The sequence below is a fragment of the Pseudomonas sp. HTZ2 genome (genome assembly GCF_033173945.1).
Taxonomy (GTDB): domain Bacteria; phylum Pseudomonadota; class Gammaproteobacteria; order Pseudomonadales; family Pseudomonadaceae; genus Aquipseudomonas; species Aquipseudomonas guariconensis.
On sequence record NZ_CP137332.1, the window covers coordinates 2,429,092 to 2,444,047 of the forward strand.

Consider the following 14,956-nt stretch of genomic DNA (forward strand, 5'->3'; position numbering starts at 1 on the left):
CTTACATGCGCTCCAGGGTTTCCAGGCCGAGCAGTTCCAGACCTTGCTTGAGCGTACGGCCGGTCAGAGCGGCCAGACGCAGACGGCTTTGCTGCTGTTCGGCGGTTTCGGCGGCGAGGATCGGGCAGTTCTCGTAGAAGCTGGAGAACAGGCCTGCGATGTCGTACAGGTAGCTGCACAGCACATGTGGGGTGCCCTTCTCGGCGACATTGTTGAGTACTTCACCGAACTGCGCCAGGCGAGCGGCCAGATCCTGCTCATGGGTCGCCTGCAGGACGATGTTGCCCTCGACTTCCTCGAAGCCCTTGCCCAGCTTGCGGAATACGCTGGCCACTCGGGTGTAGGCATACAGCAGGTAGGGTGCGGTGTTGCCGTCGAAGTTGAGCATCAGCTCGAAGTTGAAGCTGTAGTCGCTGGTGCGGTGCTTGGACAGGTCGGCGTACTTCACCGCGCCGATCCCGACCACTTCACCAATGTGGCGCAGTTCGTCTTCGGACAGGCTCGGATTCTTGTCCTTGACCAGTGCGTAGGCACGCTCCTTGGCCTCGGTCAGCAGGTCGATCAGTTTTACGGTGCCGCCGTCACGTGTCTTGAACGGGCGGCCGTCAGCGCCGTTCATGGTGCCGAAGCCCATGTGTTCCATCTGCATTGGGTGGCCGACGAAGCCTGCGCGGCGCGCGACTTCGAACACCTGGTTGAAGTGCAGGGCCTGGCGCTGGTCGACGAAGTACAGGGCACGGTCGGCCTTGAGGACGTTGCTGCGATAGCGGACGGCCGCCAGGTCGGTGGTGGCATAGAGGTAGCCGCCATCGGCCTTCTGCACGATCACCGGCAGCGGCTCGCCTTCGGCATTCTTGAATTCATCGAGGAACACGCACTGGGCGCCCTGATCTTCGACCAGCAGGCCCTTGGCCTTGAGGTCGGCGACCACGTTGGCCAGGTCGCCGTTGTAGGCGCTTTCGCCCATCACGTCGGCCATGGTCAGCTTGACGTTGAGCAGCTCGTAGGTCTTCTGGCAGTGGGACAGGGAGATGTCCTTGAAGCGGGTCCACAGGGCCATGCACTCAGGGTCGCCGGCTTGCAGCTTGACCACCAGGCCACGGGCGCGGGTGGCGAATTCCTCGGACTCGTCGAAGCGCTTTTTCGCCGCGCGGTAGAAGTTCTCCAGGTCCGACAGCTCGTCGCTGGTGATCGGGTTTTCTTCCAGGTAGGCCAGCAGCATGCCGAACTGGGTGCCCCAGTCGCCCACGTGGTTCTGGCGGATCACTTGGTCGCCGAGAAACTCCAGCACGCGTGCGACGCTGTCGCCGATGATGGTCGAGCGCAGGTGGCCGACGTGCATCTCTTTGGCCAGGTTCGGTGCCGACATGTCGATCACCACTTTCTCGCTAGGGCCGGCTTTGCGCACGCCCAGATGATCGTCTGTCAGGGCTGCGTCCAGGCGGTTGGCCAAGGCCTGGGTGTTCTGGAAGAAGTTCAAAAAGCCCGGGCCTGCAATCTCGACCTTGGTGATGTCGGCGCTGGCCGGCAGGGCGTCGATGAGCTTTTCAGCCAGGTCGCGCGGCTTCATGCCGGCCGGCTTGGCCAGCATCATGGCGATGTTGCTGGCGAAGTCGCCGTGGGTCTTGTCCCGGGCGTTTTCCACCTGGATCGCCGGCGTCAGTCCCTCAGGCAGCACGCCGTCGGTGACGAGTTGGGTGAGGGCTTGCTGGATGAGCTGGCGAATGGTGTCTTTCATGGCGTTCTCTTTTCGACCGCAAGCGCGGTGGGGCGCTTCGATGCGCAGGTGGAAAAACTGGGCATTATCCGTTCCCGGGGGCGTGTTGCCAACCTTTGAGCGGCAAGCTGGGTATGGAGCGGCAAGCTTCAAGCTTCAAGCTGCAAAAAAAGCGCAGCGTGCACGGCCTGCCCTTGCTTGTTGCTTGCAGCTCAATAAAGGTCGACCGGATCTACGTCCAGCGACCAGCGCACCTGGCGCCCGGATGGCATGTGTTCCAACACTAGCAACCAAGCGCTGATCAGTCGATGCAAGGGCGCTCGGGCATTGGCCTGGAGCAACAATTGCGCGCGGAAACGCCCCGCACGGCGCTCCATGGGCGCAGGTACCGGGCCGAGCAGCTCGATACCCTGCAGGTTCTGCTCGGCCAACAGCCGTTCAGCGGCGCTGCAGGCCTCGTCCAGAAAACCCTCGGCCTGGCCTGGCTTGTGCGCCTCGGCCCGGAGCAGGGCGAGGTGGGAGAAGGGCGGCAGGCCGGCCGCGCGGCGTTCGCTCAGGGCCTGCTCGGCAAAGGCGAAATACCCTTGCTCGATCAGTTGCACCAGCAGCGGATGTTCGGCCAGGTGGGTCTGGATGATCACCTTGCCGGGCTCCTCTGCCCGACCAGCGCGGCCGGCGACCTGGACGATCAACTGCGCCATGCGTTCGCTGGCGCGGAAGTCCCCGGAGAACAGGCCGCCATCGGCGTCGAGGATGGCCACCAGGGTTACCCGGGGGAAGTGGTGACCCTTGGCCAGCATCTGGGTGCCGACCAGGATGCTCGGCTGTCCGCGCTGAATAGTGGTGAACAGGTTGTGCATCGCATCCTTGCGCGATGTGCTGTCGCGGTCGACCCGCAGGATGGGATAGTCCGGGAACAGCACCTTCAGGCGCTCCTCGGCGCGCTCGGTACCCGCGCCCACCGGGCGCAGGTCGACATGGGCGCATTGCGGGCACTGGTGGGGCAGGCGTTCGTCGTGGCCGCAGTGGTGGCAGCGCAACACGCCGGAGCGCTGGTGCACCGTCATCCGGGCGTCGCAGCGGGGGCATTCGGACAGCCAGCCGCAATCGTGGCACAGCAGGGTCGGCGCGAAGCCGCGGCGATTGAGGAACACCAGCACTTGCTGGCCTGCTTCCAGGGTCTGGCGGATGGCCTGTTGCAGCGGGCCGCTGATGCCGCTGTCCAGCGGCAGGCTGCGTACGTCCAGGCGCAGGAAGCGCGGTGCGCGAGCGCCGCCGGCGCGTTGATTCATGCGCAGCAGGCCGTAGCGGCCGCTGTGGGCATTGTGCAGGCTTTCCAGCGAGGGGGTGGCCGAGCCCAGCAGGATCGGGATGTTCTCTTGGTGGGCGCGGACCACGGCCAGGTCCCGGGCGTGGTAGCGCAGGCCTTCCTGCTGTTTATAGGAGCCGTCGTGCTCCTCGTCGATGATGATCAGCCCGGGATTTTTCATCGGTGTGAACAGTGCCGAGCGGGTGCCGATGATGATATCGGCCTCGCCGTCGCGGGCGGCGAGCCAGGCATCCAGGCGTTCGCGATCACCGACCGCCGAATGCAGCAGGGCGATGCGAGCGTTGAAGCGTTGCTCGAAGCGCGCCAAGGTCTGCGGCCCAAGGTTGATTTCCGGAATCAGGATCAGTGCTTGTTTGCCGGCCTCGAGGGTTTCACGGATCAGTTGCAGGTAAACCTCGGTCTTGCCGCTACCGGTCACCCCCGCCAGCAAGAAGGCATGGAAGGCGCCGAAGCCCGAGCGCACGGCGTCGAATGCGGCCAGTTGCTCTTCGTTCAGGGGCAGCTCCGGCTGTGCCAGCCAGTGTTCGTGACGGGGCTGGGGCAAATGGCGGCGGACCTCTACCTGAACCAGTTCCTTGGCCAGCAGCAAATCGAGGCTGTCCTTGCTCAGGCCCAGCTTGGACAGCACGCTGTGGGCGACGCCGTGCGGATGCTGGGCCAGGGCCTTGAGGGCGTCACGCTGGCGGGGAGCGCGTGCGATACGCGGGTCTTCGAGGCGGGCGCCGGGAGCGACATGCCAAAAACGCTCTTGGCGCATCTCGGCCGGCTCGCCCTGGCGCAACAAGGTGGGCAAGGCCCAGTTCAAGGTGTCGCCGAGGCTGTGCTGGTAGTACTGCGCGGTCCACAGGCACAGCTTGAACAGTGCCGACGGCAGCGGTGAGACCGGATCGAGCAGGGCACTGGCGGGCTTGAGCTTGTCGGCGGGCACTTCGCTCTTGTCGCAGACCTCCACCAGTACGCCGATCATCTCCCGGCGGCCAAACGGCACGCGGATGCGCATGCCAGGCGTCAAGGCCTGGCGGGCCATGCTTGCTGGCGCCCTATAGTCGAACAGGCGACGCAAAGGCGAGGGCAGGGCTAGGCGCAGAATGACGTCGGACACGCGGGAGGTCTCTGGATGGCAGGTTTACAAGTTCCGCGAGCCTAGCAGACGACAGTCGGTGATCGCGACAACTTGCGCTGGCGCCTTGCTCTGGTATTATTCGCCGCCTAATTACGTGCGGTATTCAACAATTGGTGTTGGGTGGCGGCACGCAGCTCGAGGAAGTGACCATGAAAGCAGATATTCATCCGAACTACGAAGTAGTTGCAGTCACCTGCAGCTGCGGCAACAAATTCGAAACCCGTTCGACCCTGGCCAAGCCGCTGGCGATCGACGTGTGCTCCCAGTGCCACCCGTTCTACACTGGTAAGCAGAAAGTCCTGGACACCGGTGGTCGCGTACAGAAGTTCGCCGATCGCTTCGGTATGTTCGGTACCAAGAAGTAATCATGCGCATGGCGAATCCCTCGGGTTTCGCGCTGCTGCAAAAAAAGGCGCCCCTTGTGGGCGCTTTTTTTGTGGGCGCGATCTGGCATTTTCCCGCGCTGGCTTTCTGCCCATTACCCGACAAGCCGCAGCAGGTGGCGGTGCGACAGGTGGTCGATGGCGACACCTTGCGTCTGAGTGATGGACGCAGCGTTCGGATGATCGGCATCAATGCACCGGAAATCGGCCGTAAAGGTCGCACCAGCGAGCCCTATGCCGAGGCCGCCAGGCAGCGTTTGCAGGCGTTGGTCAAAGCCAGCGACGGTCGGGTCGGGCTGGTGCCGGGGGTAGAGGGAAAGGACAAGTACGGTCGCACCTTGGCGCACATCTATGGCCGGGATGGCAACAATCTTGAAGCCACACTGCTCAGCGAGGGCTTGGGCTATCGCGTCGCGGTGGCGCCCAACGTCAAGCTTTCCCGCTGCCAGCAACAGGCCGAGCAGGCGGCCAGGGCGGCGCGGATCGGGTTATGGCGGCAGTCGCCAGTGCTGCGAGAGGGTGATGTCCGGCAGTCGGGCTTTGCTGTCATAAGCGGCAAAGTAAAGGCTATCGAGCGCAATCGTGGTGGTGTTTGGCTGGAACTTGGCAATGCGGTGGTGCTTCGCATTCCCGCTCGTCTGCAGCGCAACTTCCCCTCGAGCTTCTTCGATAACCTCAAGGGACGCCAGGTCGAGGCGCGCGGCTGGGTGCTGGATCGTTCCCGCAAGGGTGGGCTGAAGCCTGGGCAGCGACGCTGGGAATTGCCGTTGACCGATCCGAGCATGCTCGAACGGATTTCAGGGTAAATAGTTGTAGACATTTCGCTATTAAATTGTACACACTTGATGGTGTATGCCCCCGTGGGTTATAGCGTAAAGTCGTAGGCTAAAGGCCTTGACACAAGTGACCGGGCAGTCTTGTGGCCCCCCGGCTCTTTGCGTATCCTCGGCGGTCCGTCAGAACAGTAAACAAGCGGAATGCCCACCATGTCAGACCTGAAAACCGCCGCTCTCGAATACCACGCTCAGCCTCGTCCGGGGAAACTGAGCGTCGAACTCACCAAGCCGACCGCAACCGCCCGTGACCTGGCCCTGGCCTACAGCCCGGGTGTCGCCGAGCCTGTGCGTGAGATCGGCCGTGATCCAGAGCTGGCCTACAAGTACACCGGCAAAGGCAACCTGGTTGCGGTGATTTCCGATGGTACCGCCATCCTCGGCCTGGGTGACCTGGGTCCGCTGGCGTCCAAGCCGGTCATGGAAGGCAAGGGTGTTCTGTTCAAGCGTTTCGCTGGCATCGACGTATTCGACATCGAAGTCGACTCCGAAAGCCCGCAAGCCTTCATCGACACCGTCAAGCGTATTTCCATCACCTTCGGTGGCATCAACCTGGAAGACATCAAGGCGCCTGAGTGCTTCGAGATCGAGCGCACGCTGATCGAGCAGTGCGACATTCCGGTCTTCCACGATGACCAGCACGGCACCGCGATCGTCACTGCGGCCGGCATGATCAACGCCTTGGAAATCGCCGGCAAGAAGCTCGACGAAGCCAAGATCGTTTGCCTGGGCGCTGGCGCTGCCGCCATCTCTTGCATGAAGCTGCTGGTCAGCATGGGTGCCAAGGTCGAGAACATCTTCATGATCGACCGCACCGGCGTGATCCACGCAGGCCGTGACGATCTGAACCAGTACAAGGCCCAATTCGCGCACGCGACCGACAAACGCACCCTGGCTGACGCACTGGAAGGTGCCGATGTCTTCGTGGGTCTGTCCGGCCCGAACCTGCTGAGCCCGGAAGGCCTGAAGAGCATGGCTGCGAACCCGATCGTGTTCGCATGCTCGAACCCGGATCCGGAGATCAAGCCAGAGCTGGCCCACCAGACCCGCAGCGACGTGATCATGGCTACCGGTCGTTCCGACTACCCGAACCAGGTCAACAACGTGCTGGGCTTCCCGTTCATCTTCCGTGGCGCTCTGGACGTACGTGCCAAGCGCATCAACGAAGAAATGAAAATCGCCGCCGCCATCGCCCTGAAGGACCTGGCCAAGCTGCCAGTGCCGCAGGAAGTCTGCGACGCCTACGGCGTGCAGGCGCTGGAATTCGGCCGTGAGTACATCATTCCGAAGCCGATGGACCCACGCCTGATCACCGTCGTCTCCGATGCCGTGGCCAAGGCTGCCATCGAGTCCGGCGTTGCAACCCTGCCGTATCCGAAGCACTACCCACTGCAGAACGTGAACGACGTGTTCAACGGTTAATGCAGAACGCAAAAAAGAACCGGCTCAAATGAGCCGGTTTTTTTTGCTTCGAGTTTGGAGCTGCGAGCGACACGTTGTTCGAGGTTGTCTGTAGAGGGGCCGGGAGAGCCGGCGCGCCCTTCTTCTTGCTTGTCGCTTGTGCTGCTTAGAACAGATCCATCGGCGCCGCTTCATCGGCCGGCAGCGGGCTGCCTGGTGCCGCACCGTTGCCCAGCTCGTCTACCGAAGGCGGGGAATCCTCGGCCTTGAAGAGCTCGAAATAGGCATTCGGAGTGCTTGGCGTGGCGGCGCGGCCGCTGACCGGATCGACCCGCAGGCTGAGGATGCCTTCCGGTTCGGCTGGGGCGTGCTCGGGCTTGCCTTTGAGCGCCGCACCCATGAAGTTCATCCAGATCGGCAGCGCGGCGGTGCCGCCATACTCGCGCCGGCCCAGGGTCTCCGGCTGGTCGAAGCCAACCCACACGGTCGTCACGTAGTCGGCGTTGTAGCCAGTGAACCAGGCGTCCTTGGACTCGTTGGTGGTGCCGGTCTTGCCCGCCAGATCGTTTCGACCAAGGGCCAGGGCGCGGCGGCCGGTGCCGCGCTTGATCACGTCCTGCAGCATGCTGGTGAGAATATAGGTGGTACGACCGTCGACGATGCGCTCGGCCACGACCGGTGCCTGTGGCGCGGGTGCCACCTGGCCCAGTGTCGAGGGTGCTTCGCCTGGCAGCGGCTGGATGCTGATCGGCTGTTCCGGCGCGGCGATGCCGGCCTGGTCCTGACCCTCTTGAGGAACCCTCGCCGGATTGGCGGTGAACAGGGTTTCGCCGTTGCGGCTCTCGATGCGTTCGATCAGATAGGGGCTGATCTTGTAGCCGCCGTTGGCGAAAGTGCTCCAGCCCGTGGCGATTTCCATCGGCGTGAGGGTTGCGGTCCCCAATGCCAGAGACAGGTTCGGCGGCAGGTCCTGCTTGTTGAAGCCAAACTTGGCGATGTAGTCGATGGTCTTGCCCACGCCCATCGATTGCAGCAGTCGGATCGAGACCAGGTTGCGCGACTTGTACAGGGCTTCGCGCATGCGGATCGGGCCGAGGAAGGTGTTGGTGTCGTTCTTCGGGCGCCAGACCTTGTCCAGGTACTCGTCGACGAACACGATCGGTGCGTCGTTGACCAGGCTGGCGGCGGTGTAGCCGCTGTCCAGTGCGGCGCTGTAGACGAAGGGCTTGAAGCTCGAACCGGGCTGGCGCTTGGCCTGCATGGCGCGGTTGTAATTGCTCTGTTCGAACGAGAAACCGCCGACCAGTGCGCGGATGGCGCCGTTGTAAGGATCCAGAGTGACCAGTGCGCTCTGGGCACCAGGCACCTGGCTGAACTTGAGCTTGCCGTCTTCCAGGCGCTGCACACGGATCAGGTCACCGACCTGGGCTACGTCGGCGGGCGATTGAGGGGAGCGACCCTGAGCATTGCTGTTGAGGAATGGCCGGGCCCATTTCATGGTGTCCCAGGCTACGTGCTCCTCTTCGCCACTGCGGGTCAGCACCTTCAGGCCGCTCTTGTCGACCTGAGTGACGATGGCAGGCTCAAGGCCCCCAAGGGTGCGCTGCTTGCTCAGCTCCTGCAGCCAGGCGGCGTGGGTCTTGCCAGGGAAACGCGATTCCGGGCCGCGATAGCCATGGCGCTCGTCATAGTCGGTCAACCCATTGAGCACGGCCTTGTTGGCCATCTCCTGCATGTCGCTCGGCACCGTGGTGGTCACGCGGAAGCCTTCGGTGTAGGCATCGCTGCCATAGCGGCCGACCATTTCGGCGCGGGCCATTTCGGCGATGTAGGGCGCGTTAACCTCGGGTGTCGGGACGTGATAGCTGGCATTGAGCGGCTCGGCCAGGGCGGCCTCGTAGCTGGCCTGGTCGATCTTGCCGAGCTTGTACATGCGGCCCAGGATCCAGTCGCGGCGCTCCTTGGCGCGCACCGGGTTGGCCAGCGGGTTGAAGCGAGACGGCGCCTTGGGCAGGCCAGCGATCATGGCCATCTGGGCCAGGCTGATGTCGCGGATGGACTTGCCGTAGTACACCTGTGCAGCGGCTTCGATGCCGTAGGCGCGGTTGCCCAGGTAGATCTTGTTGACGTACAGCTCGAGGATTTCGTCCTTGGTCAGCTCGCGTTCGATCTGCAAGGCCAGGAGGATTTCATTGGTTTTGCGCGAGAAACTGCGCTCGCTGGTGAGGAAGAAGTTCTTCGCCACCTGCATGGTGATCGTGCTGCCACCGGTCTGGATGTGGCCAGATTTCACCAGCTGGGTCGCGGCGCGCATCAGGCTGCTCGGATCGACCCCATAGTGATTGAGGAAATTGTCGTCCTCTGCTGACAGAAGCGCCTGGATGAACTGTGGGGGAATATCCGCGAAACGGATAGGCGAGCGGCGCATTTCGCCGAATTCCGCAATCAGCTTGCCGTCGCTGCTGTACACCCTCAAGGGGATCTGCAACTGGATGCTTCTGAGGGACTCGACCGAGGGGAGGCTGGGGCTAAGATACAGAAACGCACCGCTCACACCGAGTACGAGCGCGCAGATGACTGCGACGAAAGACCACCAGAAGAACTTCAGCAGACGTATCAAGGCTTTTGGGTGTCCAGGTTGGGAGTGGATTGCACGCGGTCCGGCGGACAGGAAAAAACGCTGGGCATTATAAGCATTTTTCGCTTTGCCGGGGCGACCGGCCGGCCTGGACGGTCGGCTCCTGTAGTGCGGCACTGCGACGATCTTTCAAGGAAGAACCATGCTTGGACGTTTCGGCAGGGATGCCGGTTCACTGCTGGGGGTGGAAATCGCCTCCGGTTCCGTTCGAATCCTTCAATTGCAACGGCGCCAGGGCGGCCATGCAGTCTGCGCCTGGGCCGTGGAGCCTTTCGAGGCGCCACCGGGGCACTGGTCGGCACATCCTGATGTGGTGGCCAAGGCCTTGCAACGAGCCTGGCAGCGTAGTGGGTCTCGTCAGCGTAAGGCCGCAGTGGCGTTACCGGGCTCTGAGGTGATCTGCAAGGTACATCGGCTGCCGGCGCTATTGTCCGACAGCGAGATGGAGGCGCAGTTGCTGGCCGAGGCCGAGCGCCTGTTTCCGTTTCCATTGCAGGACCTCGCGCTGGATTTCCAGACGCTCGAGGCGGTGCCGGGGCCGGTCGATGAGGTGAGCGTGCTGGTGGGGGCTTGCCGCCACTGTCTGTTGGAGCCGTTGGAGCAGGTGTTCCACAGCGCTGGCTTGCAGTTGGTGATGGTCGAAGTCGACAGCCTGGCCTTGGCCCGCACGCTCGCCCCTGGCCGACTTACCGCAGCGGCGGTCCTCAGGATCGAGGCTGTTCGTGCCACCGTGCATACCTGGTCGGAGCCTTTCATGCCTCAGCGTCTGGAGTTGCGCTTCGTGCCCGAGCAGGACCAGGCACAACGCCTCGAACGTATCGGGCACTGGCTGCGCAGTACGCTGCCCGGAACATCCGTCGAATGCCTTCACGTCGCACCGTGCGATGTGCCGGAAGACGGCTGGCTGGAAGGGCTCGCGCAGCAACTGGCGATGCCGTGTGAGTCGCTCTGGCCTTTCGCTGGCCTGGCGCTGGCGGGCCTGGCCATGGATTCCACGCTGTCGTGCAGGGAGGCTGGTGGCATGGCGCTAGCCTACGGACTGGCATTGGGAGGAGGGCAGTGATGCTGCGGTTGAACCTACTTCCCTGGCGCGAACGGCAGCGCATTGCGGCAGTTCGGCGCTTCAAGCTGGCCGTGCTCGCCAGTGTCCTGGTCGCCTTCTGCGGCGTGATGCTGCTCGACCATATGGCCCGTCAGCGTTTGCAGAGCCAGGAATTGGCCATTGCGCAAAGCCAGGCTTTGTTGCAAGAGCAGCAAGCGGAGCTCGCGCGCATCGATGGGCTGCGTGAGCGGCGCGAGGCCGTGCAGGCGCAAACTTCAGCCCTGGCTCGCCTGCGTGCCGATCAAGGTCTGCCTTTGGTGGTGTTCGCCGAGCTTGAGCGGGCCATGCCAGAGGGATTGAGCTTGAGCGAACTGACCTTGCAGGAAAATCGCGTGCAAGTGCTTGGGTTGGCGGCGTCCCCCGCTGTCCTGGCGCAGCTCATGCGCGCGCTCGAGCAGTCCGCCGTCCTGCAGGGGCTGGAGCTAAAACGCCTTCGCAATGTGCCAGCGGGTGAAGAGTTCTTGTTGTTGGCCCAGGTGCCGGTTTCGTGGTCATGACGTGGGCCGAGATGACCGACTGGCGGGAGTGGGGGATCCGTTCGCGGGGTTTCATTGCCGCGATTCTGGCGACGTTGATCGCCCTGGTGTTGCTTGCCGGGTGGTTCGGGCTTCTCCAAGGGCGGTATCGGACCTATCAGTTGGGCAAGGGCCAAGAGCAATCATTGAACTTGGCGCTGTCGGGCAATTCGCAGGCGCTGCACCTGCACGAGTCTGCCCGGCTGGCGCTGGACGATGCCACGCTGCAGTTGCGCGATGCGCGTTGGCGCCTGGCTGCGGGTGTGAACATGAGTGATCTGCTCGACGAGCTGACCAGTTCGGGACATGCCCATGGGTTGGTGTTCGAACAGCTCGATGTGGAGCAGGCGCGCGTGGAGACTGGCTACCAGATGGTGCCGCTGCGGGTAGAGGTCGTGGGGCGTTATGCCGCGCTGCGGATGTGGCTGGACGAATGGTTCGGCCAGGTTCGTCTCTTGCGGGCAACGAGCCTGCGGCTGGTCGACTTGCCCAAGCGTCCAGGCCTGCTGCGCCTGCAGGTGCAGGTCGCTTCGTATCACCCGGGCGAAGAACTGCCGGCACCGGCCTCGCTGGCCCATGAGCCGGCGAGGCCGGCGGCCCGCCCTCCGCGCGTGGACCTGTTCGTGCCTCGGTCGACTCAGGCCGCCGTGACGGGGCTGGCTGGCGTGCCCCTGGATCAGTTGGAGATGGTCGGCAGCCTGTCGCAGGCTGGGCATCACCAGGCTCTGCTGTGGTCGGCTGGACGGTTGTATCGGGTGCGTTCTGGGGACCGTGTGGGGCGTAATGAGGGTGTCGTGGTACGGATCGATCGACACCAGATCGAGGTGCGCGAGCGTGTGTTCGTCGCGGGAGTTTGGCACGAGCGGTCGGTCTACCTGGCCATGGGAAAGCGGGTCAACAACGAGGTCATGGATGACGCTGAACAAACTGAAGATCGGCATGGTGATGGCAATGCTGTCGAGCCCGGCGGCGACAGCATCGCTTTATCGAGGTGAGCCGCTGTCCCTGAATTTCCAGGACATCGAAGTGCGCGCGGCGCTGCAGGTGCTGGCCGATCATGCCGGCATCAACTTGGTTGCCAGCGACACGGTACAAGGCAGTCTTACCTTGCGCCTGGAAGACGTGCCCTGGGATCAGGCGCTGGACCTTGTATTGCGCAGCAAAGGGCTGGCCCGGCGCGAGGAGGGTAACGTTCTGGTGGTCGCGCCCATCGCGGAGCTGGCGGAGCAGTTTCGTGAAGCCCGGTCTGGGCAGGCGCTGGATGCGCAATTGCAACCCATGCGGCGTGAGCTGCTGCCGATCCATCACGCCAAGGCGGCGGACATGGCAGAGTTGCTGTTGGCCGCGCTCGCCGACGAGGGCATTCTCACCGGGCGCGGCAGCCTGAGTGTCGACCCACGGACCAACACCTTGGTGGCCTACCAGCCGGCCGACCGACTCGCCGAGTTGCGGCGACTGGTGGGGCAGCTGGATGTGCCGGTGCGACAAGTGCTGATCGAGGCGCGGATCGTCGAGGCCAACGTCGATTACGAAAAAAGCCTGGGTGTGCGCTGGGGCGCGCCCCTGCAAGGCGATACCGCTCGTCTGGGAAAAGAACTGTTCGTGGACCTGGGTGTGGAGCGGGGGACGTCCGGCATTGGGTTGGGGGTGCTACGAGGCGGGACGCTGCTGGACTTGGAGCTCAGTGCCATGGAAAAGAGCGGAAACGGCGAGATCATCTCCCAGCCGAAGGTGGTCACCGCTGACAAGGAGACCGCGCGGATCATCAAGGGTACCGAGGTGCCTTACCAGGAAACCAGCAAGAGCGGCGCGACCTCCATCTCGTTTCGCGAGGCATCGTTATCGCTTGAGGTGACGCCGCAGATCACGCCCGATGGCAAAGTCGTGATGGCTGTCAGGGTGACCAAGGACGAGCCTGACTACGTCAATGCACTGAACAACGTCCCGCCCATCCGCAAGAATGAGGTCAACGCCAAGGTGCGGGTGGCGGACGGCGAGACGATCGTCATCGGTGGCGTTTACTCGACCACGCAAAACAATGTGGTCGACAAGGTGCCATTTTTAGGCGATCTGCCGTATGTTGGCAGGCTGTTTCGACGCGATGTATTACAAGAGAAAAAATCCGAGCTGCTGGTCTTCCTGACTCCGCGTATCATGAGTGACCAGGCGATTGCTGTGAGTCGTTGATTCTGTGCGAAATTTGATACTTGTGGGACCCATGGGCGCTGGAAAAAGCACCATCGGACGCCTATTGGCCAAAGAGCTGCGCCTGTTGTTCAAGGATTCCGACAAGGAAATCGAGCTGCGAACCGGCGCCAACATCCCGTGGATCTTCGACAAAGAAGGCGAGCCGGGCTTTCGTGACCGTGAGCAGGCCATGATCGCCGAACTCAGTGGCCTCGATGGCGTGGTCCTGGCGACCGGCGGCGGCGCGGTGATGCGTGAAGCCAATCGCAGGGCGCTGCGTGAGGGCGGACGGGTGATCTACCTGCACGCCTCGGTCGAGCAGCAGGTCGGGCGCACAGCGCGTGATCGCAACCGGCCACTGTTGCGCACTGCCAACCCGGAGGCGACCCTGCGCGCCCTGCTGGAAACCCGCGACCCGCTTTACCGTGAAATCGCTGACCTGGTGGTGGAAACCGACGAACGGCCGCCGCGCATGGTGGTGCTCGACATCCTTGAGCGCTTGCAGAAGTTGCCGCCCCGGTAAGCCGGGACTATTCTCGGCGACCAACGCCGAGGCGGGTTGAACGTTACCGCGCGGGGTCGCCTGGACGATGCCGCGCCCTAGTACATTGTGGGGATACATGCAGACATTAAAGGTCGACCTGGGCGAACGCAGCTACCCGATCTACATTGGCGAAGGCCTGCTGGACCAGCCCGAACTGCTGGCGCCGCACATTGCCGGACGGCAGGTCGCCATTGTCTCGAACGAAACCGTTGCCCCCCTGTATCTCGAACGTCTGCGCCGCACCCTCGGTGCCTATGCGGTATTGCCCGTGGTGTTGCCCGATGGCGAGGCCCACAAGAACTGGGAAACCCTGCAACTGATCTTCGATGCCCTGCTCACCGCCCGGCATGATCGCCGGACCACCGTGGTGGCCCTGGGCGGTGGTGTCATCGGTGACATGGCCGGCTTCGCCGCTGCCTGTTACCAACGCGGCGTCGACTTCATTCAGATACCGACTACCTTGTTGTCCCAGGTCGATTCCTCGGTGGGCGGCAAGACCGGTATCAATCATCCCTTGGGCAAGAACATGGTCGGCGCGTTCTATCAGCCCAACGCCGTGCTGATCGACACCGCCAGCCTAAAGACCCTGCCGGCACGCGAACTGTCGGCGGGCCTGGCCGAGGTCATCAAGTACGGCCTGATCTGCGACGAGCCGTTCCTGACTTGGCTTGAAGCCCACATCCATGACCTGCGCGAGCTGGAGCCCGTCGCGCTCACCGAAGCCATCCGCCGCTCCTGCGCGGCCAAGGCTGCGGTGGTTGGGGCTGACGAACGCGAATCCGGCGTGCGGGCCACGCTGAACCTCGGTCATACCTTCGGCCATGCCATCGAGACCCACATGGGTTATGGCGTTTGGCTGCATGGCGAAGCCGTGGCGGCCGGCACCGTGATGGCGCTGGAAATGTCCATGCGCCTGGGCTGGATCGACCAGGCTGCGCGAGATCGCGGCATTCGTCTGCTGCAGGCGGCCGGCTTGCCGGTGGTGCCTCCCCAGGAGATGACCCCTGAGCACTTCATGGAACACATGGCGGTCGACAAGAAGGTCCTCGACGGTCGCTTGCGCCTGGTGCTGCTGCGCCAGATGGGCGAGGCCGTGGTGACCGACGACTATCCGAAAGAGATTCTTCAGGCCACGTTGGCAGCGGATTACCGCGCAATCGTGGCCCAGCTTTGAGGTTGTGAC

12 protein-coding genes are annotated in these 14,956 nt (G+C 63.3%); 9 read left to right on the top strand and 3 right to left on the bottom strand.

Annotated features, from left to right (window positions below; genetic code table 11):
• Position 1: 1 nt before the first annotated feature.
• Positions 2-1,738, bottom strand: coding sequence for an arginine--tRNA ligase (gene argS / locus R6G97_RS11255; RefSeq protein ID WP_317848100.1), 1,737 nt, complete (start codon positions 1,736-1,738; stop codon positions 2-4).
• 191 nt (positions 1,739-1,929) lie between these two features.
• On the bottom strand, positions 1,930-4,149 hold the full coding sequence (locus tag R6G97_RS11260; RefSeq protein ID WP_317848101.1) for a primosomal protein N': 2,220 nt from the start codon (positions 4,147-4,149) through the stop codon (positions 1,930-1,932).
• 170 nt (positions 4,150-4,319) lie between these two features.
• Between R6G97_RS11260 and rpmE the strand changes: the two genes are divergently transcribed.
• The 3 genes from rpmE (at position 4,320) to R6G97_RS11275 (ending at position 6,808) form a co-directional block, all read left to right on the top strand.
• The gene (gene rpmE, locus R6G97_RS11265) at positions 4,320-4,535 is read left to right on the top strand and encodes a 50S ribosomal protein L31 (RefSeq protein WP_023378219.1); all 216 of its coding nucleotides are present in this window, start codon (positions 4,320-4,322) and stop codon (positions 4,533-4,535) included.
• Between the two features lie 2 nt (positions 4,536-4,537).
• Positions 4,538-5,359 (top strand): thermonuclease family protein, encoded by an 822-nt coding sequence (locus R6G97_RS11270; protein WP_043208594.1) that lies wholly within the window; start codon positions 4,538-4,540, stop codon positions 5,357-5,359.
• A 180-nt stretch (positions 5,360-5,539) separates the two neighbouring features.
• Positions 5,540-6,808: a malic enzyme-like NAD(P)-binding protein gene (locus tag R6G97_RS11275; protein WP_043208592.1), complete on the top strand. Its 1,269-nt coding sequence runs from the start codon at positions 5,540-5,542 to the stop codon at positions 6,806-6,808.
• 145 nt (positions 6,809-6,953) lie between these two features.
• On the opposite strand, the gene R6G97_RS11280 is transcribed toward R6G97_RS11275, so the two are convergent.
• Positions 6,954-9,404: a penicillin-binding protein 1A gene (locus tag R6G97_RS11280; protein ID WP_435601889.1), complete on the bottom strand. Its 2,451-nt coding sequence runs from the start codon at positions 9,402-9,404 to the stop codon at positions 6,954-6,956.
• A 163-nt stretch (positions 9,405-9,567) separates the two neighbouring features.
• Between R6G97_RS11280 and pilM the strand changes: the two genes are divergently transcribed.
• From pilM to aroB, 6 genes are all read left to right on the top strand, one after another.
• Positions 9,568-10,488: a type IV pilus biogenesis protein PilM gene (pilM, locus tag R6G97_RS11285; protein WP_317848102.1), complete on the top strand. Its 921-nt coding sequence runs from the start codon at positions 9,568-9,570 to the stop codon at positions 10,486-10,488.
• Entirely contained in the window at positions 10,488-11,024 is a 537-nt protein-coding gene (locus tag R6G97_RS11290; protein WP_317848103.1) for a PilN domain-containing protein, read from the top strand. Before pilM ends, R6G97_RS11290 begins: the two co-directional genes overlap by 1 nt.
• A complete protein-coding gene (locus tag R6G97_RS11295; RefSeq protein ID WP_317848150.1) occupies positions 11,021-12,037 on the top strand; it encodes a pilus assembly protein PilP in 1,017 nt (338 codons plus the stop codon). Before R6G97_RS11290 ends, R6G97_RS11295 begins: the two co-directional genes overlap by 4 nt.
• Positions 11,994-13,229, top strand: coding sequence for a type IV pilus secretin PilQ (locus R6G97_RS11300; RefSeq protein WP_324724953.1), 1,236 nt, complete (start codon positions 11,994-11,996; stop codon positions 13,227-13,229). Before R6G97_RS11295 ends, R6G97_RS11300 begins: the two co-directional genes overlap by 44 nt.
• A gap of 4 nt (positions 13,230-13,233) precedes the next feature.
• Positions 13,234-13,752, top strand: coding sequence for a shikimate kinase AroK (gene aroK, locus R6G97_RS11305; protein WP_043208585.1), 519 nt, complete (start codon positions 13,234-13,236; stop codon positions 13,750-13,752).
• Positions 13,753-13,849: 97 nt separating this feature from the next.
• Complete coding sequence (gene aroB / locus R6G97_RS11310; RefSeq protein ID WP_090343351.1) at positions 13,850-14,947, top strand: 3-dehydroquinate synthase; 1,098 nt, start codon at positions 13,850-13,852, stop codon at positions 14,945-14,947.
• The last annotated feature ends 9 nt before the right edge of the window (positions 14,948-14,956 follow it).